The 23,199-nt window shown below is 41.4% G+C and carries 19 protein-coding genes and 1 pseudogene; 11 read left to right on the forward strand and 9 right to left on the reverse strand.

Annotated features, from left to right (window positions below):
• The 4 genes from rfbA to R7E00_RS18375 form a co-directional block, all read left to right on the forward strand.
• A partial coding sequence (gene rfbA, locus R7E00_RS18360) for a glucose-1-phosphate thymidylyltransferase RfbA (RefSeq protein WP_318124457.1) occupies positions 1-660 on the forward strand: 660 nt, incomplete at its 5' end.
• A gap of 41 nt (positions 661-701) precedes the next feature.
• Positions 702-1,595 (forward strand): formyltransferase family protein, encoded by an 894-nt coding sequence (locus R7E00_RS18365; protein ID WP_053349738.1) that lies wholly within the window; start codon positions 702-704, stop codon positions 1,593-1,595.
• Positions 1,596-1,619: 24 nt separating this feature from the next.
• Positions 1,620-2,762: a dTDP-4-amino-4,6-dideoxygalactose transaminase gene (rffA, locus tag R7E00_RS18370; RefSeq protein WP_213961937.1), complete on the forward strand. Its 1,143-nt coding sequence runs from the start codon at positions 1,620-1,622 to the stop codon at positions 2,760-2,762.
• A gap of 2 nt (positions 2,763-2,764) precedes the next feature.
• Complete coding sequence (locus tag R7E00_RS18375) at positions 2,765-3,883, forward strand: hypothetical protein (RefSeq protein WP_262606304.1); 1,119 nt, start codon at positions 2,765-2,767, stop codon at positions 3,881-3,883.
• Between the two features lie 223 nt (positions 3,884-4,106).
• Here the strand turns inward: R7E00_RS18375 and R7E00_RS18380 are convergent, their stop codons facing one another.
• The 9 genes from R7E00_RS18380 to R7E00_RS18420 form a co-directional block, all read right to left on the reverse strand.
• Positions 4,107-5,042 carry a glycosyltransferase family 52 gene (locus R7E00_RS18380; protein ID WP_053349735.1) on the reverse strand — a complete coding sequence of 312 codons (936 nt, stop codon included), beginning with the start codon at positions 5,040-5,042 and terminating at the stop codon, positions 4,107-4,109.
• Positions 5,042-6,307, reverse strand: coding sequence for a lipid IV(A) 3-deoxy-D-manno-octulosonic acid transferase (gene waaA / locus R7E00_RS18385; RefSeq protein WP_054574197.1), 1,266 nt, complete (start codon positions 6,305-6,307; stop codon positions 5,042-5,044). Before waaA ends, R7E00_RS18380 begins: the two co-directional genes overlap by 1 nt.
• Entirely contained in the window at positions 6,301-7,359 is a 1,059-nt protein-coding gene (waaF, locus tag R7E00_RS18390; protein WP_054574198.1) for a lipopolysaccharide heptosyltransferase II, read from the reverse strand. Before waaF ends, waaA begins: the two co-directional genes overlap by 7 nt.
• The gene (gene lpxM, locus R7E00_RS18395; protein ID WP_005384797.1) at positions 7,356-8,345 is read right to left on the reverse strand and encodes a lauroyl-Kdo(2)-lipid IV(A) myristoyltransferase; all 990 of its coding nucleotides are present in this window, start codon (positions 8,343-8,345) and stop codon (positions 7,356-7,358) included. Before lpxM ends, waaF begins: the two co-directional genes overlap by 4 nt.
• Positions 8,346-8,471: 126 nt before the next feature.
• Positions 8,472-9,413 carry an ADP-glyceromanno-heptose 6-epimerase gene (gene rfaD / locus R7E00_RS18400; RefSeq protein WP_054574199.1) on the reverse strand — a complete coding sequence of 314 codons (942 nt, stop codon included), beginning with the start codon at positions 9,411-9,413 and terminating at the stop codon, positions 8,472-8,474.
• A gap of 148 nt (positions 9,414-9,561) precedes the next feature.
• Positions 9,562-11,757, reverse strand: coding sequence for a YjbH domain-containing protein (locus tag R7E00_RS18405; protein ID WP_085569714.1), 2,196 nt, complete (start codon positions 11,755-11,757; stop codon positions 9,562-9,564).
• Positions 11,757-12,512 carry a capsule biosynthesis GfcC family protein gene (locus R7E00_RS18410; RefSeq protein ID WP_054574201.1) on the reverse strand — a complete coding sequence of 252 codons (756 nt, stop codon included), beginning with the start codon at positions 12,510-12,512 and terminating at the stop codon, positions 11,757-11,759. Before R7E00_RS18410 ends, R7E00_RS18405 begins: the two co-directional genes overlap by 1 nt.
• The gene (locus R7E00_RS18415; protein WP_213885624.1) at positions 12,509-13,189 is read right to left on the reverse strand and encodes a YjbF family lipoprotein; all 681 of its coding nucleotides are present in this window, start codon (positions 13,187-13,189) and stop codon (positions 12,509-12,511) included. Before R7E00_RS18415 ends, R7E00_RS18410 begins: the two co-directional genes overlap by 4 nt.
• A 68-nt stretch (positions 13,190-13,257) precedes the next feature.
• Complete coding sequence (locus tag R7E00_RS18420) at positions 13,258-13,479, reverse strand: hypothetical protein (RefSeq protein WP_054574203.1); 222 nt, start codon at positions 13,477-13,479, stop codon at positions 13,258-13,260.
• Between the two features lie 403 nt (positions 13,480-13,882).
• Here R7E00_RS18420 and R7E00_RS18425 point away from each other — a divergent pair, with 403 nt between their 5' ends.
• The 7 genes and pseudogenes from R7E00_RS18425 (at position 13,883) to R7E00_RS18455 (ending at position 23,182) form a co-directional block, all read left to right on the forward strand.
• On the forward strand, positions 13,883-14,401 hold the full coding sequence (locus R7E00_RS18425; protein WP_054574204.1) for an outer membrane beta-barrel protein: 519 nt from the start codon (positions 13,883-13,885) through the stop codon (positions 14,399-14,401).
• Between the two features lie 353 nt (positions 14,402-14,754).
• Positions 14,755-17,235, forward strand: a pseudogene (locus R7E00_RS18430) (SLBB domain-containing protein); the annotation flags it as partial.
• 101 nt (positions 17,236-17,336) lie between these two features.
• Positions 17,337-18,326: a Wzz/FepE/Etk N-terminal domain-containing protein gene (locus R7E00_RS18435; RefSeq protein WP_213885622.1), complete on the forward strand. Its 990-nt coding sequence runs from the start codon at positions 17,337-17,339 to the stop codon at positions 18,324-18,326.
• Positions 18,327-18,415: 89 nt separating this feature from the next.
• Entirely contained in the window at positions 18,416-19,540 is a 1,125-nt protein-coding gene (gene wecB, locus R7E00_RS18440) for a non-hydrolyzing UDP-N-acetylglucosamine 2-epimerase (RefSeq protein ID WP_054574207.1), read from the forward strand.
• Positions 19,541-19,562: 22 nt separating this feature from the next.
• Positions 19,563-20,828: a UDP-N-acetyl-D-mannosamine dehydrogenase gene (gene wecC / locus R7E00_RS18445; protein WP_213885621.1), complete on the forward strand. Its 1,266-nt coding sequence runs from the start codon at positions 19,563-19,565 to the stop codon at positions 20,826-20,828.
• On the forward strand, positions 20,828-22,018 hold the full coding sequence (locus tag R7E00_RS18450; RefSeq protein WP_213877163.1) for a UDP-N-acetylglucosamine 4,6-dehydratase: 1,191 nt from the start codon (positions 20,828-20,830) through the stop codon (positions 22,016-22,018). The genes wecC and R7E00_RS18450 overlap by 1 nt, the downstream gene beginning before the upstream one ends.
• A 12-nt stretch (positions 22,019-22,030) precedes the next feature.
• Positions 22,031-23,182, forward strand: coding sequence for a LegC family aminotransferase (locus tag R7E00_RS18455; RefSeq protein WP_213885620.1), 1,152 nt, complete (start codon positions 22,031-22,033; stop codon positions 23,180-23,182).
• Positions 23,183-23,199: the final 17 nt, after the last annotated feature.

The following is a 23,199-nucleotide window of genomic DNA, read 5'->3' on the forward strand; positions in this document are numbered from 1 at the left end:
TTGCAATACGCGATTCAACCAAGTCCAGACGGCTTAGCTCAAGCCTTCATCATTGGTGAAGAATTCATTGGCGATGACTCAGTATGTTTGGTACTGGGTGACAACATCTTTTATGGGCAAGGGTTCACTCCTATTCTTCAGCAAGCTGCGATGAAGAGCCGTGGTGCGACGGTATTCGGTTATCAGGTTAAAGATCCAGAGCGATTTGGCGTTGTAGAATTTGATGCCAATATGCAGGCGATTTCGATTGAAGAAAAACCAGTAAAGCCTAAATCCAATTATGCTGTCACTGGGCTGTATTTTTATGATAACCGAGTCGTCGAATTGGCAAAAAAAGTCAAACCTTCATCTCGTGGTGAGTTAGAGATTTCGACGCTAAACCAAATGTACCTTGAGCAAGGTGACCTGAATGTTCAATTACTAGGGCGCGGCTTTGCTTGGTTAGATACTGGAACACATGAAAGCCTGCATGAAGCCTCTTCGTTTGTTCAAACCATTGAAAATGTTCAAGGTCTTAAAGTTGCCTGTTTAGAAGAGATTGCGTGGCGCAATGGGTGGTTATCTACTTCTCAAGTTATCCAATTTGCTCAACCAATGTTAAAAAATGACTATGGACAATACTTAAATAAAATTATTTGTGATGATTGCTCATCAAGCTAAATAGAGATTACCCAAAACGAGTCCAAGCTTCAGGTATTGTTATGTGTAAAAAAATAGTATTACATGCGATGACTAAAAAAGGGTATGAAGTTGCTACCCTTTTATTTGAAAAATATCGAGAAATTGTTGATTTCCTTGTTATAGGAAAAGATAAAAATATTAAAGATGATTATAGTGAAAATTTGAGACAATTAGCTATCAACAACGGTGTTCAGTATTATTATCATAATGACACTTACACAATACCTCAAGAATCCTATGTGTTAGCAGTGTCATGGCGCTGGATGATTAGAAGTATCGAAGATAGCAAGTTAATTGTTTTCCATGACTCTATTTTACCTCGATATAGAGGCTTTGCTCCGCTAGTGAATAGTTTAATTAATGGTGAGCATGAAATTGGTGTTACAGCTCTATTTGGTTCAGATGAGTATGATAAAGGTGATATTATTGCACAAGCTGCTTCATTTATTGACTATCCAATGAAATTATCTGATGCAATTGAAGTGAATAACCTCAATTATATAAAACTGGCAGATTTGATATTTAATAGTTTACATTCCGGAAGAGAAATAAAATCCTCACAACAAGATGAGTCATTAGCGACATATTCAATATGGCGAGACGAATCTGATTATGAGATCGATTGGAATCAAAGTTCTACATACATTAAACGATTTATTGATTCTGTAGGGTACCCATATTCTGGAGCTATTACTAATGTTGATGAGAATAAAGTGGTGGTCTTGGATGCTGAAGTAGTACAGGATGTGGTTTGTGAGCATAGGCATGTTGGTAAAGTGATATTTGTTGAAAATGGCTGCCCCGTTGTAATTTGTGGTAAAGGCTTGTTGAAAATCACCAAAGCAGTAGTGAAGGAAGAAAACCAAGCTCGAGATTTCTTGCCGATCAATAAATTTAGAATGAAATTCTATTGATTGTAACCCCAGAGAGATAGATTAATGATTCCATTTAATAAGCCCCCAGTTGTAGGTAAAGAGCTTAGCTTTATTGAGCAAGCTATCCAAGGAAGTAAACTCTCGGGAGATGGGCCACTTTCTGAACGATGCGAGAGTTGGTTTGAAAACAGAGCGAGCTGTATTAAGACTTTGTTAACGCCTTCATGTACCCATGCGCTTGAACTCGCCGCTTTACTGATCGATATTCAGCCTGGTGATGAAGTGATTATGCCAAGCTACACTTTTGTTAGCACTGCGAATGCATTTGTACTGCGTGGTGCAAAAGTGGTGTTTGTTGATATTCGTCCAGATACGATGAACATTGATGAAACCAAAATTGAGGCTGCAATCACTGAAAAAACGGTTGCTATTGTACCTGTACATTATGCTGGTGTTGCTTGTGAGATGGACACGATCATGAGTATTGCAGAGAAGTATAAACTCATTGTTATTGAAGATGCAGCTCAAGGTGTGATGTCTACTTACAAAGGAAAAGCGTTGGGGGCAATTGGCCATCTAGGTGCATATAGTTTTCATGAGACGAAAAATTATACGTCCGGTGGTGAAGGTGGACTACTTCTTATTAATGACCAATCTTTTGTTGAGCGTGCAGAAATTGTCAGAGAGAAGGGGACGAACCGAAGCTTGTTCTTCCGTGGCATGGTAGACAAATATACTTGGGTTGATCTTGGTAGTAGTTTGCTTCCAAGTGAGATACAAGCAGCATATCTTTGGGGACAGCTTGAAGAAGCTGAAGGGATTAACCAAAGACGGCTACAAATTTGGCGAAAATATCTAGATGAGCTTACGCCTCTTGCCGCAAAACACAATATAGAAGTGCCAACTGTTCCTTTTGAATGTCAGCACAATGCGCATATGTTCTACTTGAAACTGGAAAATCTGGAATTGAGAAGCCAGTTTATTGAAATGCTTCGTGAAGAGGGCGTAATTTCTGCGTTTCACTATATTCCATTGCATAGCTCACCAGCTGGCCAACAGTTTGGTCGGTTTGTCGGCAGTGATAGATATACGACACAAGAAAGTGAGCGCTTGGTAAGGCTACCACTGTACTTCAATATGAGTGATAGTGAGCAGTCGTATGTTATTAATGCTATAAAAAATGTGTTAGGGCGTATGGAATTGTAAAAATGCGAAGCAGCGAGATTAAACATATTTTTTTAGTGTCTAGCACAGACTACTTTTCCCCTCTGTTTATTGATGCCTTAATAGAGAAAGCTAGCGTTAATCACGAGACGTTAGGTGTCGTCGTTTTCGGGTGTGATGATATTGAATCTCAGTACCCTAAGAAAATTGATGGAGTCACTTACTTTTCTTACGAGAAGGCGAATAACTCCATTTTTTTGAACGCTTCAACGATAACTTATTTCTCTCTGAGTGCTCTTAACTCTGCTCAAATTCGAGAGGTTCTCGAGCTTAGTCCACAAATGAAAAGCAAGTGCTATATGTTTATCACGGATGATGAGGTTGACAGATGGCTTTGGTGCAAAGATAAACATGGACGCTTAGTTGAAGATGTTAAGCTTAATATTACAGAGAATGATCTTTGGGTTTTAAGTCAACAAGAGCAGTTTATTGCTTTAAATAGTGCATTCCGTGAGAAGTTGAACCAAGTATTAGAAAGGTGTGATTTTTGTCTTGTTGATTCTAGTGTTGTCTTCGACACATTACCCACTAAATCTGCTGAGACTCTGGCGATTTCTGTTTATGCAGACGAAAAAAATAAGAAAAAAAGTATCCTTTTAGGTACTAAACCTAATGCATTTAAATATCAAGACATTAAAGCGATGTTGCGTGCATTCATAGCAGCTGGAGCGCATAGAGAATACAAGTTTGTTGTGATGTGGCCTGTAAAGCAGTGGCGAAAACGTCTTCTTTTAGATCTTTATTTAACCTATTTGCAAAAGATAAAGAAGCAAATAGTCGATGTGTCTGTCATAACTTCACTTCCCCCACTAGCTTACACGGCTGTTGTGATGTCGTGCACCCATCTTGTGCTTCAACCCAGAGGTGGGGCTAGTACCGCCCGTCAACTGATGAAGTGGGGGCAAGGTAAGGTTTATGTGGCGAAAGGAAGTCACAATGAACTGTTTTTTAAAGATGCACAAAATGTTGAACTCTGTAGTTTTTCTACATTTGATGAACTAGCGAGCAGTTTAGGTAAATATATTGATATTAGCGCTAATGCCTCTAAAATAAATGCAGAAGAGCGGCGCTCGCTTAAAGAACTATCTAAACTGTATATTTAGAGCATCAATACAGCTAATTATACAGCTGAGATATGAGAGATATTGTTTGTCGGTAATTGGTATTATGAGGTCGTTCTACAAAGTAATCTCTAAGTTTTATTTTAGATGAGACTACTTTGGAGCGCTACATTCTTGATTCTCAAGAACTACGATAACACTCAAGTTTGTTATTTACTTATGTCATATAATGCCTTGTAACAACGCATTATATGACATAATATTTTTAATATTTTTTCTTTTTTTCTTTTTTCCACTGTGTAAGGAAATCGTGTAGATCCAGTGCAAGTAAATCAACCTGTATATTGTCATTGACTTCTTTTAGGTTTAGTACGGAGGTTGAGTTCAAAGTATAAAGGTGAACGTTCTTATCATTCGGGGAAATAATAACTTCAGCTGGTATGAACTTATCTATAACTAAACAAGAAAAGTGCTCAGTATAATCTGTACATTCACGAGGGTGTGGCTTTATTACTGTAATGTTATATTTCTCATAAATTTCTTTGTACAGCTCTATTTTTCCATCTTCCGTTACTAGATCGCTGATAGGTTGAGTAAATAAGATGTTTTTTCCACTAAGAGATTCGAAGTTATGTGTTAGTATCATTTTTAAACCAAAACTTCTTGTGTAGTCCAACATTTCAACTACATCGAATGCTTTTGCTTTGTTTTGTAATTGAGAGTCCACAAGCTCTGGCTTAGATAAGTAAACACTGGTTATTTTATTACTATAGCCTAAAGGAGAAATAACTCTGCCTTTTAAAGCGCGTTTTACTCTTTTTTTGAATGATATTGGGCCATTATAGTTTCCGGCGCCATCTTCTAGTACTGAACCGTGAGATAAATCAAATAGAAATGCATAAGTGAGATGGTCATGACCAAAGAATTTTTTATTTTTAACTAGAGTCGTGATGTCATATTTTAGAACTCCAAATTTGTAAAGCAATGAGTCCCAATTTTTATTAAGTTTAGTGTTTATAATAACTACATTGTCTAATTTACTATTCGCTAACAGGCCTTGGAAATCTACATGACTAATGAACAGTGTATTATGGCTGCCTTTATTAATATATAAGTATAAAAAAAGTGCAAAAATTGAGTTTACGTAACATACGTTCTCATAATTAGATTGAATCCTCTTATATGTAATAATGCTTTTCACTATTTTTTCTCAAAGATTACTGTTACTATTTTATTTACAATGTTTTTATAATTAGTGATAAATCTTTCACTGTCTGATTTTTTAGAATTTACACTAGATGAAAACTGTTTCTCTATCAATGTGTGAATTTCATTTTTTTCTTTAATGACATCACAGAACGAATGTTTTTTAAGAATATTAACGATTTCTGTAAAGTTGTAATAACTAGGTCCCGTGATTACAGGAACTCCCAGTGCTGCGGGTTCTAATACATTGTGCCCTCCAACCTTATCTCCAACTAGGCTACCGCCCATAAAGCAGATATCCGCTGCGCCTATCAAAGTTAGCATCTCACCCATAGTATCACCGAGATATACTTGAGTATTTATCTCGACTGCATGCGTTGAAGTACGACGCACAGTGTTAAAGCCTTGCTGTTGGCAAAGCGTAAACACATCATCAAATCGTTCTGGATGGCGAGGAACTAAAATAAGTAATGCATTTGGATGAGATTTTAAAACTTGCCTATGTGCATCTAATACCTGTTCGTCCTCGCCTTTGTGGGTGCTAGCTGCAATCCAAATCGGACGATCGTTTCCAAGTTGGGCTCGAAGCTGCTGTCCTTGCTGTTTCACTTGCTCTGATATTTGAATATCGAACTTAATCGAGCCAGTAACGGATAGTTTCTTTTTCTCAACGCCTAAGCGTTCGAAGCGCTCTGCATCTGAATCCGTTTGGCAGAGTACTTGAGTTAGGCATGGATGAAGCTGGTTAAAAAGCCGCTGTATTTTGGCGTAGTTCTGACACGATTTTTCAGATAGGCGCGCATTCACGACAGTTATAGGGATACCCGCTTTGTGAACATTGTGAAGCGTGTTTGGCCACAGCTCAGTCTCAATGATCAACATCTGTTTTGGCTGCACTGCTTTAAGAAAACCTTTGATAGCGAACCCAAAGTCAATTGGCATATAGCGGTGTTCAATTAAATCACCCAACTTAGCAATCTGTTCAGCTCCCGTACTTGTTGTTGTTGTAACTAGAATAGATTGTTCGGGGTTTTGTTCCTTAAGGGCTTTAATTAAAGGTGTTGCTGCTATGCTTTCACCAACAGATACGGCATGTATCCAAATAGGTTTGTCGTTGCTTTTTAGCTTGGGAGTGATACCAAAGTGCTCTTTCCAGCGAGAGCCGAACTTAGGCTTATTTGGTTTGCTCTTGTACAAACCAAATAAAAGTAGCGGTGACGCTAGGGCGAGTAGTAAGGTATAAACAATACGAACTAACATGAGCTTATCGTAATGGCGTCAAATTTTTGGATGCTATCTAGCACTTGCTTAGGCGAAAGTTCTGTCAAGCACTTGAGGTGTTTGTATTGACATTCACGCTGGAAACAAGGGCGACAATCAATATCGGTATGAACAATCTCCACTTTTTCTGCGAGTGGGGGGGTGTACTTCGGTGAAGTTGAGCCATACACGGCAACAACATTACAACCAACCGCAGCTGCCACATGCATTAAGCCTGAGTCATTCGCGACAACAGTCTTACATGCAGCAAGTAAGTCGACTGCTTCAATTAAGCTGGTTTGGCCTGCCAGAACATGAATGTGCTCATGGAATTGCGTCGGAACAAGTGCGCGAATATTGTTACAAGTCTCCAAGTCCTTTTGAGAACCAAACAACCAGATTTGATGCCCAGATCGAGCCATTTGCGTCGCAACTTCAGCGTAGTGTGTTTCGGGCCATTTTTTGGCGGGACCAAACTCTGCTCCTGGGCACAGTCCGATAATTGGTTGGTCTTGGGCTAAGTTGAACTTTTTGATCGTGGCTTGTTGCTCTGCCGCGTTGATTGCAAGGCGTGGGCGAGGCAAGGTTTCAAGCCCGCCGAGAGAGTTAGAATCCACCATTTCTGCTTTTGGATAAGCTAACGCTACATAGCGCTCTACCATGTACTGAAAAGACTTCATGTTAGGGCGTAAGTCGTTCAATAAACCATAGCGCATTTCTCCCTTCCAGCCAGTACGAAGAGGAATGTTGGCAAACCATGGGATCAGTGCTGATTTCGCTGACTTAGGCAATATATAGGCGTGGTCATATTGCTTTTCACGTATCGATTTACCAATTTCCCTGCGGCCTAATAAGTTAAACTCACCATGACCGATAGGCATTTCAATCGCTTGGTGGATTTCTGGCATACGCTCAAGAATCGGTTTACACCATCCTGGAGCGATAACGTCAATTTGGCTATCTGGATGGCGTTGCTTTAATACGATATATAACGATTGCGACATTACCATATCGCCGACCCACGCAGGGCCAATAATTAAAATCTTTTTCATTTATTTACTTGCCAATCAGTATCATATCTAGGCTTGAAGATATTGTAATAGTTATTGCCGTCTTCTTGAGAGTGCAGCAACTGTAGTACCCACATATATTGTTCGGGTTTATCACCGACAAAATATTCAATGGCTTCATTACAGGTACGAGCGTCTTGCTCTTCGCCTTTATCCAGCTCAAACGCTGGTAAAATCTCAATGTCAAACGTACCATCTTCAGTGTTCATCGACGCAAATAGAGGCAGTACTTTTGAGCGTGATAGTTTCGCAATTTTGCCTAAACCAGGTAGCGTTGCTTTACGTGTTGCAAAAAAATCTACAAACACACTATGCTCTGGGCCGTGATCTTGGTCGGGTAGATAATACCCTACATAGCCATCTCGAATAGACTTCAGAAAAGGCTTAATGCCACCTGAGCGTTCATAAACACGACCACCATATTGAACTCTTTGCTTGTGCATCAGCCAGTCAGCAACATCATTCTTTTGTTTCTTCGCCATTGCAGAAACCGGCATTCCCATTGAAGCGAGCAAGATAGCAGGCACATCAATAGCCCAAGAGTGGGGAACCATTAAAATTACATTTTCGTTGCTATCAATGTGCTGTCGTAAAATGTCTAGGCCGCGAATTTGGCAACGGTTCTGAAGCCATTTTGGTGAGCGTAAACTTAGTAACCCGAAGCGAAAAAAGAACATGGCCGCTGTGTAGAGTGTTTTTTCTATCAAAGCTTCACGTTCTTGGAATGATTTTTCCGGAAAACACAGCTCAAAGTTAACCCTCGCTCGATGAGCTGGACCTTTGTGGGATTTAGACAGTTTTTTGGCTATGGTTTTCGCCAACCACTTTTGTAAACCCAGTGGCATTAATGATAACGGTAAAAATAAGATAACACCTAACCACGTGCCCCAGTACTTAGGCGACAGAAAGTGGCGCTTAAACTCAGGGTTATATGCTTTAGGGTCGAAGTCATCACGTTTTATGGTCATGGCGTGTCTAGTTACCTATTCGTGTGCGGGCGAAGTGGTTTAAATGAGAAAAAGATAGTTAGGAATGATACAGGCTATTGCACTTGAGTAAAGGTGGCAGGTTATGGTTCTACCACCTTGTGGCGCTTAACTGTTTTGGATAGTCAAGTATTCGGCAACGCCTTCTGCAACTGTCTTGAATTCAACATCACAACCTGCGGTGCGCAGTTTGGTCAGATCCGCTTGTGTGAATTCTTGGTAAGCGCCTTTTAGGTGCTCAGGGAATGGGATGGTTTCAATTTGGCCTTTGCCATGATACTTGATAACTGCTTTTGCTACCTCTTCAAAAGATTCAGCACGGCCAGTACCACAGTTAAAAATACCTGATACGCCGTTTTCTAAGAACCACAGGTTTACTTTACATACATCACCAACGTAAACGAAGTCGCGTTTGAATGATTCGCTGCCCGCGAACAATTTAGGATTTTCACCTGCGTTAAGTTGGTTGTTTAGATGGAACGCAACTGATGCCATGCTACCTTTGTGGTCTTCACGTGGGCCATATACGTTGAAGTAGCGGAAGCCGGTGATTTGAGAAAGGGTCTCACCATGCTCTTCAGCGTCTTGCCATAGGCGACGAACGTAGTTATCAAACTGCTGTTTCGAGTAACCGTATACATTCAGTGCGCCTTCGTATTCGCGTTCTTCAACGAAAGTCTCTGTATCACCGTAAGTGGCTGCGGAAGAAGCGTATAGGAATGGAATCTCGCGATCTAAACAGTAATGCAGCAGCTCTTTAGAGTACTCGTAATTGTTTAGCATCATGTACTTACCATCCCACTCAGTCGTTGCAGAGCAAGCACCTTCGTGGAAAATTGCCTCAATCGGACCAAAATCATCGCCCGCCATAATTTGGGTCAGAAAGTCGTCACGATCCATGTAATCTGTGATGTCCAGATCAACTAAGTTCTTAAACTTTTTGCCATTTTTTAGGTTGTCGACAACCAGGATATCGTTAATACCAGCTTCGTTTAGTGCTTTAACAATGTTGCTGCCGATCATGCCAGCGCCACCAGTTACGATGATCATAGAACTTCCACCATAGATTAAAATTTTCTCAGGAATTCTAGCAAGAAACGAAAAGTAGCGCTATTGGAAGCAGGAAGATAGGTTTGAGTCTTCTATGACTCAGTATCTAGATATGAAAAAGGGAGCCGCAGCTCCCTTGATTACTTTATTATTCCACATCCGAACGGTTAGGCCTTTGATACCAAGGATTTCGCTCGTCGGTCAACTCAATCAAGCTGTATTTACGTCCGAGTTTCTGTCCTCCGTCACGAGTAAGAGGCTGCCAACTAAAGTTCGCACGATTGTTGCTTGGCTTAACGGTCATGATGTCAAATGGAATCGACAAGTAGAAACCTTTGGTAAAGCTACCTTCACCAAATTCATCCGCAGACAGGTCTGTAAATGACGCAAAGGCACCAGCAATTACGCCACTCTTGAACTGCTTAGAAACATTGATTTGTGTACCAACATCACCAGCTAGGAACTGACCAACATCGACTTGGATCATCAAATCTTGTAGGAATTCCCATTGAGGGTAGTAGTAACCAGATACAAAACCAGTGAAGCCTTTATCAATAACTTGGAACGGACGTCCATATTCTGGCACGTTTTGCCATTTCTCATCGTAAACACCGAAGTAACTTTGTGGATCACGTTGAGAAATTACGTTGACGTCAGCGCCAATCGCCCAGTTAGCTCCTTGTGGACGGTAAAGAAACTCGGTACCGACTCCAGCAAACATGCTCTCCAGATAACCCGCGTAGAATTGTTGATCCATGGTATCGGAATACTCTTGGAACCAAGTCAACTGTAGGTTTGACATGGTCACAGCGTGTTCATTTTGGTAAGCACGGAACATGGTGCGAACCCGGGGAACGGTAGTACCATCGGGTGGAGTGACATAATTAAACTTATCGTAGTTGTTATACCAATCCCAGTATAACGAACCGCCAATTTCAAGATTGTCCGTCAGCCAGTATGAGGCATTACCGCTTAGCCCTACACTAAAGAGATAGAAGTCTTCTGCGTTACCTAGAGTTTGAACAAGTTTAGGTGCAAAGCCCCAATCAAAACGCTCAAAACCATCATAGACAGATTCTCCACTTGGCTTATTGCTAGCTTTTTCGGTTGCGTCTTCTATTTTGGGATTGATGTAATTAACTTGGGCAAAGTCGCGATATTTCTCCTTGGAAATAATCGTTTGTTCGCCGACTAAGCCTCGGCTACGTTCGTTGATAGCATAGGTATCAATATCGTCAGGCATTTCATTATGAAGTACAGCCGCCGCTTTTTCATGTGCCTCTGTACGGTCACGATATTTCTTCTGTTCACCAACGACAGTTACGGTGTTGTCATCAACATAAATGCGTGTGTTTTGGTAACCCGCAATTTTGTCTAAATCTTCCGTTACACGTTCCCAGTCAACATCAGACAGTTCTTCTGGTTGGTTATCTTCGACTTCTGGTGTAGGCTCATCTCGCCAGAATGATGGCATGTCATTGAAGTTAGTGTTGAGCGTTAAACCTGCGACCAAAGTGTCTCCGCGTTCATAACTTAAACGAAAATCGGCCATTCCTAGACGGTAGAGCACACCAAAGTTCCATGGTGTGTGTGGTGTCATGTCGATACCGCCTTGAACAACAGGAAAGTCTTCGCTGTAGTCATTACTGTCATACTCTATTTTAAAGCGTAGCGGTGCATGTAAAGTCTGATATTCAATACCCCCAAAGAGGGCTGCCGGGCCTTTGAAAAAACGGTCAGTGTTTGTTGTGCCACCTGTTAGTTGATAATCACCTGGACGAGAACAAAATCGATCAGAGATTTTACATGCTGGATTGGTAATGTTTCCTCTAGTACCTAAAGAGCCCCAACCTATACCGATCGTAAAATCAAATGTCCCTAAACTTCTGTTGGCGTACTGTTTGGTTGCTGCAAAATACTCAGAGTCAAAAAGGCCAGTACCTGCAAAATCTCTAACACCAAAGGACACTTCAGGTACATATTGACTTTCTTCTAGAAGCCTAAATTTAAAATCAATACCTTTATCTGTGTATTCGTTATCCCCACAAAATCGTGGATCAGTACAGTATGGAAGTCCATCGACAATTGTATATCTAATAGTCGCTTCAGCCCAGGGCATTACCTGTACCGTAGCATTGTAAAAGAGGTACTCATCACTCCCTGTAACAGAAAAGTTGAATTCCCCTTCAGGGGCCATACGTCCGGTTGGCATTTGCATTAAACCAACGCCACCGAAGTCTGTTTGGGATGGTCGTAAAGGAGGAGCCTCAAACGGCATCTCTTGAGCCCAAACCAATGCTGGGCCCATTAAATAAAGGGTTAAGCTTTTTCTAATTGGCATCATTACGGTCTCTTTGTAGCATTTGGTATCAGTTGAGTGAGTAGGAGGATAATATCTTGATCCATTTCAGACCGTTCAAGATCACCAAAAGGTACATATACCAAGGTCAGAGGTGGTAAGTAATATTGTGTTGTTAACCAGGCTCCGTGATGCGGCTTAACTACATGACCATCTGGGTAGATCAACACTGGTGGTGTTGATAACGTACCAATGTTACTTTTCAAATTCTCTATTTGCCTCTGCAAAGGGATGCCTGCCTGCTCCGTAATGGAATACACGCTATTTACGTTTCCCAGGAAGTACACTTTTTCTTCGCGCAGAGGGCTTGCGAGCACGTAATTGCCGCGCAACAGTGGGTTGTCGAATTTATTTAGTCGAACTTTATCAACATCGATCGCAGACAGTAAGCGTGGTGCAAAGCTTTGCTTCTGAATGAATTTGTAGAATGGATGTGCAACCAAGTTGTGTTGAATCATTTGATTGAGTACTGAGTTCTTTAAAGCGGTAGCGTTTTTTTCGGCGCGTTCCGATTTATCAAACAAAGTTGTACCAAGAGAATATTGCAGTGAGACGCTTTGCTCTTTAGCAAGTGTTAAGACGCTTTCTAAACGAGCAGGCCCCTGGAATTGTAGCTGTTTGCCTACTTCCAGTAACTCAACATTTAATTGCTGTATAGTAGAGGTTTCTGTTTGAGCGAAGCTATGTATGCTCAAAAGTGGCATGACCAAACCTAGTAACGTTAGTAGTCGCTTGCTCATGATTTGCTATATCCCTTCAAAATGGTTAACTCAACCGGAATCATATTCGGACCTAAGTATTGTAAGGTTTTGATAACCTGACCTTGCTCATCTATCCAATAATAGTTTTCGACCGATTGAGAAAGGCTACTAAAATCAACGGCTTCTTTATATACGTTGGTCATGGTACTGGAAATAGGAGTTGTTAACGTTTCTTGGCCTGAGTAAGAACGCGTTATATTTGCTGGGAAACCATAACGGTATTGTGTTGCCCAATCGTATGAGAGTGCGTAGTTGACAGAGGTTGAATCTAAAGAAAAATCTGGCACATCACCGTAAACACCGGCTAAGTCCCCACTCTGTAGACCTATCGTTTTGACTATATGGCCATTCTCCGTAACGATCATAGCTTTGTCAGCACTTACCCATTTCAGTTGTATTTTTCCATTGAGAGGATTTCGCTCTGCAAAAGCTAAAACAACAAATACCTGTTTTTGATTCCCAAGTTTTAAATAGGCACTGGCATAAGGAACGGCATTTATTTCTTCTGGGGTCATCTCTACATCGATGTAGTTACCGTACGCTTCTTGGACTGTGGCTGATACATCATTGAACTTTTGTGTACAACCAAAGAGTAAGGCGAATAGCGGAAGAGTGAGAAGTGGGCGTATCCATTTAGACGTTCGGAAGATATTCATTATTCCCTCTTACAAATAAAATCGCCCTGAGTCATTCAGGGCGATTATCTTCTATCTACAAAACGAAATTAGTTTGTAGAAGTAGAAGTAGAAGTAGATGTTGAAGTAGATGTTGAGTCGCTATCTGAAGCTGCAACTGCTACTACAGTTACTGCTGCCGCTGCACCTACTGCTACAGCTGTTGTGCCTGTTGCAGATGCAGAAGCTGCACTTGTCGAACCTGCTTCTTCTGCTGCAAATGCAGTTGATGCGCTTAGAGCCATAAGAATAGCTAGAGCTGTATTCTTCATTATTAATCCTTGTATATCCGGTATAAAAACATCGATGTTTGGTAGCATAAAAAACGCTCCAAACTACATTTTAGATAAAAAAGCCTTAGCATGTAAATAGTTTCTTATCTTGCCTTGGTTTTCTATCTCATTTCTAACACCAGCGTGACATTGCGCCGTTATCTTGTTCGCTTGCTTGCTGATAAACTATCAAAAGTGCATAATTTGTCGGCCTATTTTCTCCAGTATTAGGGGTTTGGAGTGATAGACCGCTTTTACTCATATCTTATAGAAAGCGATACAGCGGCTTACGCTAAATGCCTCAGGGCGGTAGCGTGGCAATTCTTCAGTGTTTAATCACCTGCATAGCAAACTTAACGTTGCTTTGACAGGCCATATTACTACCAGTACTAGGAACTTTTACGTGATAAGAAAGCAGCATTGTTTAGGAATACTTAGTGTACTGGGCTTAAGCCTGAGTTCTTTTTCAGCGTCAGCCGATTTTTATGCTGGTGCGTTAGTGAGCTACTCAAATGCAGAATTGAAAAGCTCGTCTTCTGAGTCCGTAAAAGAGGGGAGTCCTTTCCTTCTTAGTGCGCAAGCTGGGTACTTTTTTAATGACTACATTGGTCTCGAAGGACGTTATGGGACATCAGTTCAACGTGACAGTGGGCTTGCTGTTGATAGTGCGATAAGTGGATTTTTTAAGCTAAACATGCCTGTTTCAGAGCGAGTTGCACTTTACGGTTTAGCAGGGTACTCGAGCGTTCAACTTGACCTACAAAATGTAGGCTCTTACAAAGAGCAAGGATTCAGTTTTGGGTTAGGTATGCATTACGCTTTGAACAAGCAGAGCGCAGTTGTGTTTGAGTTCGTTGATAACGTTTCAGAAGATCAAGTTCGGCTTAACTCGATTACACTGGGTTTCCAGCACAGATTCTAATTTAAATACCTAAAGCTCAAATTTGAGCTTTAGGGCCTTTTATTCAATTATTATAGTGGCATATCATGTTTAAAGGATATCTCTCCATTGCCGTTTGTGTCTTGGCAAGCATGTTTGCGTCTTACTCGACTGCGCAAACACCTACTCCAGAACAAATAAAAATGTTTCAGAACTTACCGGCAGACCAGCAGCAAGCACTGGCGAGTAAGTATGGCTTTAGTATCCCTTCTGGTTCATCCTCCCAGTCTACGTCATACTCAAATCCGCAAGTCATGCAACCTCGGCCTCAATCAAGTGGGGCGAGTTCTACTGAACTAGAAAAAATGTGGGATGCCAAGAAAGAGGATGATGAATTACAACGCTTTGGTCTTGAACTCTTTGCCGGCTCTCCAAGCACCTTTGCTCCGATCAGTGATGTTCCAGTTCCAGCGAATTACACTGTCGGTGCAGGTGATGAAATCATCGTGCAGTTGTTTGGTAAGGAGAACGAAACACATCGCTTACGTGTAAATCGTGCAGGAACAATCAACTTTCCTTCTCTTGGTCCTTTAAATGTTGCCGGTATGCACTTTTCCGATGTTAGAGACTCTCTAACACAACGTGTAAAAGAGCAAATGATAGGTGTTCGTAGTGATATCTCATTAGGTGAATTACGCACCATGCAAGTATTTATCATGGGTGATGCATATAAGCCAGGCGCGTACACGGTTAGCGCATTAACGACAATATCACAGGCTATCTACTACAGCGGTGGCTTTGGTGAAAGTGGGGCACTACGTGATATTCAACTAAAGCGTGACGGAAAAATTATTCGTAAGTTGGACATGTATGACCTGTTACTAAAAGGTGATGCGAGTGATGATGTGCGCTTACTTCCAGATGATGTTGTTCTAATCGGCTCTGTTAAAGATACTGTGTCTATAGAAGGCGAGATTAACCGCCCTGCAATCTACGAGGTTAAGCCGGGTGAAACTTACCAACAACTTATTCAAATAGCAGGTGGTTTTACTGCCAATGCGTATAAAGAACAGTTAGAAATCAAACGTTATGCAACGCATGGGACTCGTGAAGCGGTCACTCTCGACTTTAGTAAGAGTCAAGATAAGCAAAGCAAAGTAAGAAATGGCGATGCTATTAAAGTCTTGAAAAAAAGCGAAGAGCTTACTCGATATGTTCAAATTGAAGGTGATGTCAGACACCCTGGTTATGTAGAGTGGCATCAAAGTCTACGTATTGCTGATTTGTTTAAATCTGTTGACTCCGCATTCAATGCGACTGCTGATGTTAACTACGCCGTTGTTGTTCGAGAAGTTAATACTCAACGTGATATCGAAGTATTTCAGATAAACCTCGCGAATGCGATTTTATCTCCTAACAGCAAAGACAATATGTCTCTGCGTTCTCGTGACCGAGTTCTAGTCTTCAACCGTTTCAATAACGAAGATTTAGATACACTCGCTAACGATGAAGAGATTACAAAAGCGAAAACACTCGAGCAAGCCCAAAAACAGGCGGAGATGGAGCAGCAGAAAGAACAGCAACAGATGAGCTCGTCTGTTGCAATGGTTAATAACCCAGCAGGTTCGGTAATCGCAGGCAACAATGCGATGACTAGCAATAATCAGCAACAAACTAATTTCAATAACCAACAGAATCATGTTGGCTGGAACCAGCAAGAAAAAGAAGAAAGAAAAATCATTTTCCGCGGTAAAGAGATTACAGAGGAAGACTTTGAAAAGCTGAAGCAGAATACTCGTCGCACTTTACTTGCACCCGTATTGCTGCAGCTCCAACAACAGTCTCGTTTAGGTTTAGCCCCTCAAATTGCTGAAGTCTTTGGTGAAGTGAAGCACCCAGGTCGCTACCCAATTACACCAAGAATGACGGTATCAACGCTGATTGAAGCTGCTGGTGGTTTGACTTACAACGCATTCACAATCAATGCAGAATTAGCACGAACCGCGATTAATAGTGCGGATGAGCGTGCGTATATTGATGTTGAGCGTATTGATTTGCGTAAAGCAATCCAAGGCAGTGTTTCGGACAATGCAATTATCGTAGGCCGAGATCGTTTGAACATCCTAGAAAAGCCAAATGTGAAGCTACAAAGCACAGTCACTTTACAGGGTGAAGTTCGTTTCCCTGGAACCTATACCGTGCGTCAAGGTGAAACTTTAAGTGAGCTATTGGATCGAGCGGGTGGTCTCACAGAGTTCGCTCACCCTCAAGGAGCGATATTTACGCGTGAAGCATTGCGTTTACAAGAGCAGAAGCTTTTAAACCAATACGCCGCAGATATGCGAAAAGAAACAGCGAAGAAGACGTTCCGAGCCGATAGTAATATAGGTTCTGTAATTTCAGATCCAGAAAAAACACTAGCATTTGTTGAGGAAGCAAGTCGCAGCAAAGCTCTTGGTCGTATGGTTGTGCAGTTAAATCGTATCTTGAAGGGGGAGCGCTCAGCAGACTTTATGCTCGAGGACGGTGACTTCCTCTTTGTTCCGACTTTCCGAAACACTGTATCAATAATGGGTGAAGTTCAGGTTCCAATTACCTACTTGTTAGACAACAAACTTGACGTCGATGATTATCTGAACAAAGCCGGAGGCGCTAAAAAGCAAGCGGATGAAGATCGCATTTTTGTAGTACGTGCGGATGGTTCTGTTTACAAGCCTTCATCAGGCTATTGGTTCGGAAACAATAAAGAAGGGTTAAAAGCCGGTGATACAATTGTAGTTCCAATCGATACCGATTACCGTGATGCCTTGAGTACATGGACTGCAGCAACGCAGATCCTATATCAAACTGGTGTGGCAATTAACGCATTGCAATAACAACATACGCGAGTCTAGGGTAACCTTGGCTCGCGTATATAGTTTGTATAAATCTGTATTTAATCAATAAGCAAGAAGCTAATTGACTGGGATAAAGTGAAATGAAATCTGAGCAATACCCAAACCTGTCCCCATATCCTTATACACATGTTCCTGCCGAAGATGAAATAGATCTACGTGAACTACTTTCTGCATTTTGGCGAGGGAAGTGGGTCATTATTCTTACTACGGTCATTTTTGCCTCTGTTGCTGTGGCATTTGCGTTGTCAAAGCCGAACATCTACAGGGCTGATGCTCTTCTATCCCCAGCTCAAAACTCTAATGCTAGTGGATTAGCGGCAGTTTCTGGCCAGCTAGGTGGATTGGCATCACTTGCGGGAGTTAGTTTACCAAGCCAGAGCAACCAAACTGATTTAGCTATTCAAGTCATAAAGTCTCGTCAATTTATTGAATCCTTTGTACAGAAGCATGACATTCTAGTGCCTCTCATGGGTAGTAAAGGTTGGGATATTGGGGGAAACAAATTGATATTAGACGATGAACTTTACGATAAAGATAAGCAAGTTTGGTTGAGAAAGCCTCAAGGCCTAAGAGGTGCAGAGCCTACAGCTCAAGAAGCCTACCGCTTATTCGTCACAGATGTTTTGAGTATTGAGCCTGATAAAGAATCTGGACTATTTAGGCTATCTGTGAGCCACTATTCACCGTATGTAGCTCAGCAGTGGGTGAATTGGCTGATTGAAGATATTAATCAAGTAATGCGTGAGCGTACAATTCAAGATACTAATAAAAACCTAACTTATTTGAGTAAACAGCTTCAGAAAACAGCGGTTGCTGATATGCAGTCAGCCTTTTATAAGCTAATTGAAGAGCAAACGAAGAACTTAATGCTTGCAGAAGCTCAAGAAGAATTCGTATTTAAAGTAATCGATCCTGCGGTGGTTCCAGAAGAAAAAGCTTCGCCTAAGAGAGCTCTTATCTGTATTGCAGGGACGCTGCTTGGCGCTGTTTTTGGTATTATGATTGTACTAATCCGCTTCGTTTTAAAAAAAAGAGACCGATTGGAGTCTAGTGAAACATCGCTGAGTTAAGCGCAGAAAAATACAACTTAAAGGGGACGTGAACAATATTCACGTGCCCATGAAAATTATTATTTAAGTTTTACATTAGGTCAGTAATGATGACAAAGAAAAGAGTACTTACGGTATTTGGTACCCGACCAGAAGCAATAAAGATGGCCCCTTTGGTTCACGCTTTATCTTCTGATGAACGATTTGAAGCAAAATGCTGTGTAACAGCTCAACATCGAGAGATGCTAGACCAGGTGCTTGAACTATTTGAAATTAAGCCAGATTATGACCTAAATTTGATGAAAGCAGGGCAATCTTTAAATGATGTGACCGCACGAATCTTGTTAGAGCTCAAATCAGTATTACAAGAGTTTAAACCTGATGTAGTTTTAGTACATGGCGATACAGCAACAACGTTTGCTGCTAGTCTAGCAGCGTACTACGAGCAAGTTCCTGTTGGTCATGTAGAGGCAGGTTTAAGAACTGGAAATATCTACTCACCATGGCCAGAAGAAGCAAATAGAAAGTTAACGGGGGCGCTTACGCAATATCACTTTGCGCCTACAGAGACCTCACAAAACAACTTGTTGAAAGAAAACTTTAAGAAAGAGAGTATCTCGGTGACGGGTAACACTGTTATTGATGCTCTTTTGTTGATCAAAGAAAAAATCGATCATGATGAGACTCTTCAACATAGCCTGTCTGAACAATTCCCATTTCTCCGTGAAGATAAAAAGTTAGTACTCGTTACAGGACACAGAAGAGAAAGCTTTGGTGGTGGTTTTGAGCGTATTTGTGAGGCGCTAGCCTACACTGCGCAAAAGCACCCAGAAGCTCAAATCGTTTATCCAATGCACTTGAATCCTAATGTACGTGAACCTGTAAACCGAATTCTTGCGGGAATAAGCAATATACATCTGATTGAGCCTCAACAGTACTTACCATTCATTTACTTAATGAATAGATCTCATATTATTCTAACCGACTCGGGCGGTATTCAAGAAGAAGCGCCTTCTTTAGGTAAGCCCGTATTAGTGATGAGAGATACAACAGAGCGCCCAGAAGCTGTAGAGGCAGGCACGGTCAAATTGGTTGGTACCAATGTAGATCGAATCGTTACGGGTTTAACAACTTTGCTTCAAGACGAGCAAGCGTATAAGGAAATGAGCTTCGCACATAACCCTTACGGTGATGGAAAAGCATGTCAACGAATTCTAGATGTTTTAGCAAAATAATTTAATTTAACGAGAAGTATATATGTCTTTTGAAACAGTATCAGTTGTGGGGTTGGGCTACATTGGTCTGCCAACAGCAGCAATGTTCGCATCACGCAAGAAAAAGGTTGTTGGTGTTGATGTTAACCAACATGCTGTAGACACTATCAATCAAGGTAAAATTCATATCGTTGAGCCTGAGCTCGATATGATCGTAAATGCCGCTGTCAAAGAAGGCTACCTAAAAGCAGTAACAACTCCAGAAGCTGCAGATGCATTTCTTATTGCTGTTCCAACTCCCTTCTTACCTTGTAAAGAGGGTGACGTTCCAGCACCTGACCTTTCTTACATTGAAGCAGCGAGTAAAGCAATTGCGCCTGTCCTAAAGAAAGGAGATCTAGTTATATTAGAATCGACTTCACCAGTGGGAGCTACGGAACAGATGGCTGATTGGTTATCTCAAGCACGTTCAGACCTTACTTTTCCTCAAACTCATGGCGAAAACGCTGACATTAACATTGCGCATTGTCCAGAGCGTGTGTTGCCAGGTCATGTCGTTCGAGAATTGGTTGAAAATGACCGTGTAATTGGCGGCCTAACACCCAAATGTTCGCAGCGATCTGTTGAGTTGTACCAAACATTTGTTCAAGGTGAATGTGTTATCACTAATGCGCGCACTGCTGAAATGGCAAAGTTGACCGAAAACAGCTCTCGTGACGTTCAAATTGCATTTGCAAATGAGCTTTCTGTTATCTGTGATAAGTTAGATATCAATGTTTGGGAGCTAATTGCATTAGCAAACCGTCACCCACGCGTGAACATACTTCAACCTGGCCCGGGGGTGGGGGGACATTGTATCGCCGTTGACCCTTGGTTTATCGTTTCAAAAACTCCGGAAGAAGCTCAGATTATTCATACCGCACGTAAAGTTAACGACAGCAAGCCTAGTTGGGTTGTCGGTAAAACTAAAATGGCTCTTGCAGACTTTCTGCAAGAGCATGCTGATAAAACAGCCAAAGAGGTTACAATCGCTTGCTACGGCTTAGCTTTTAAGCCTGACATCGATGACTTACGTGAAAGCCCTGCAATGCAGATTGTAAAAGAAATTGCTTCTTTCCATGCGGGGAATGTAATTGCAGTTGAACCTAATATTCATCAGTTACCAAGTTCATTGGAGCAAGTTGAACTTCAGGGCTTTGACGCTGCAAAGTCGACGGCAGATATTCATGTAATGCTTGTTGACCATAAAGAATTTAAAGTTGAGTCAATAGACTCACCATACTTAGTAGACACCAAGGGGATTTGGTAATGAACGCTATTTTGCCTTTAATCGGTCGTACCGAAGCCTTATTCACAAAAGATATTGAAAACCATGAAGTAGAACTGTCACGCATTGTTTCCGAGTCAAGTTTCCTTGTTTTGGGTGGTGCAGGCTCAATTGGACAAGCTGTAACTAAAGAAATCTTCAAACGTAATCCTAAGAAGCTACATGTTGTTGATATTAGCGAAAACAATATGGTGGAGCTTGTTCGAGATATCCGTAGCTCATTTGGTTATATTGATGGTGACTTCCAAACATTTGCTCTGGACATTGGTTCTTTAGAGTACGATGCATTCATTGAAGCCGATGGTAAGTTTGATTATGTGTTGAACCTATCTGCGCTTAAGCATGTTAGAAGTGAAAAAGATCCTTATACATTGATGCGTATGATTGATGTAAACGTTTTTAATACCGATAAAACGATCCAACAGTCTATTAATGCGGGTGCGAAAAAGTACTTCTGTGTTTCAACTGACAAAGCTGCAAACCCTGTCAATATGATGGGTGCGTCAAAACGTATTATGGAAATGTTCCTAATGCGTAAAAGTGAGCAAATGGCAATCTCAACAGCTCGCTTTGCAAATGTTGCATTCTCTGATGGTTCGCTGCTACACGGATTTAACCAACGTATCCAAAAGCGCCAACCTATCGTGGCACCAAACGACATCAAGCGTTATTTTGTTACTCCTCAAGAGTCGGGTGAACTATGTTTAATGTCTTGTGTCTTTGGTGAAAATCGTGACATTTTCTTCCCGAAACTGAGTGAAGCTCTGCACCTTATTTCGTTTGCAGATATTGCGGTGAAATACCTAGAGCAACTTGGTTTTGAACCCCACCTATGTGAAACAGAAGAAGAAGCTCGCCAACTTGCACATACGCTTCCAGAGCAAGGGAAATGGCCATGCTTGTTCACGACGAGTGATACTACTGGCGAGAAAGATTTTGAAGAGTTTTTCACAGATAAAGAAGAGCTAGATATGTCTCGATTCGAAAATCTGGGCATCATCAAAAATGAACCTCTTTATGAGCAAGAGCTTCTTACTTTGTTTGAAAACAGTATTTCTGAGATGAAAGGTGAGCGAGCTTGGACTAAAGAGCAGATTGTGAAACTGTTCTTTACCATGATCCCTGATTTTGGGCACAAAGAAACGGGTAAATACCTCGATAGCAAGATGTAAGTGGAGTATTCAATGAAAGCGACAACTATTGTTGAATTTGTGAGAGACACTTACAAAACAGACGAATTTATTCCCTTACATGCACCAACGTTTGATGGCAACGAAAAAGCGTACGTAATAGAAACGATTGAAAGTACATTTGTTTCTAGCGTCGGTAAGTTTGTTGATGATTTTGAGAGAAAAATTGAAGCTTACACCGGTACGACTAAAGCTGTAGCGACTGTGAATGGAACAGCAGCATTGCATGCGGCATTGTACATGGCTGATGTTCAAAGAGGCGATCTGGTCATCACGCAAGCACTGACGTTCGTTGCGACCTGTAATGCTCTTTATCATATGGGAGCTGAGCCGGTTTTTGTTGATGTTTCACCGGTGAGTTTGGGGCTCTGTCCTAAGGCTGTGGATGCATTTTTAGAAGAGAATGCTGAAGTCACAGACACGGGGTGTATTCATAAAAAAACAGGTAGAAGAATCAAAGCCGTTGTACCAATGCACACGTTTGGTCACCCTGTAGAGCTTGATGAACTGGTTGCCGTTTGCTTGAAATGGAACATCACGTTGGTTGAAGATGCCGCAGAAAGCCTAGGCTCGTTCTATAAGGGCAAACACACCGGTACTATTGGTGATTTTGGTGCTGTCAGCTTCAATGGCAACAAGATCATCACCACAGGCGGTGGTGGCATGGTGTTATGTAAGACTCAAGGATTAGGTGCGCGTACTAAGCATGTCACGACGACAGCAAAAGTTCCTCATCCGTATGAGTTCTTCCATGATGAACCTGGCTTTAACTACCGCATGCCTAACCTGAATGCTGCTCTGGGATGTGCACAGATGGAAGTTATCGAGCAGTATTTGAAGCAAAAGAGATTGCTTGCAGAACGCTATAAAAACTTCTTCAAAGGTACAGATTTTAACTTTGTCACTGAGCCTGGGTATGCGAAGTCAAACTATTGGTTAAATGCAATCATTTGTCCGGATAAAGAAAGTCGCGAAGAGGTACTTAAAGGCACAAATGGTTCAGGCGTGATGACTCGACCGATTTGGCAGCTCATGCACAGATTACCCATGTTTGAGAATGCAATACGTGGTGATCTAACTTACTCAGAGTTTATTGAGGCGCACCTAATCAATCTTCCAAGTACCCCAGTGGAAATCAAAGGCTAAGTAGGTTTAATACATAC

Origin of the sequence: Vibrio sp. Vb1755 (genome assembly GCF_033338635.1) — a bacterium.
Lineage (GTDB): Bacteria > Pseudomonadota > Gammaproteobacteria > Enterobacterales > Vibrionaceae > Vibrio > Vibrio alginolyticus.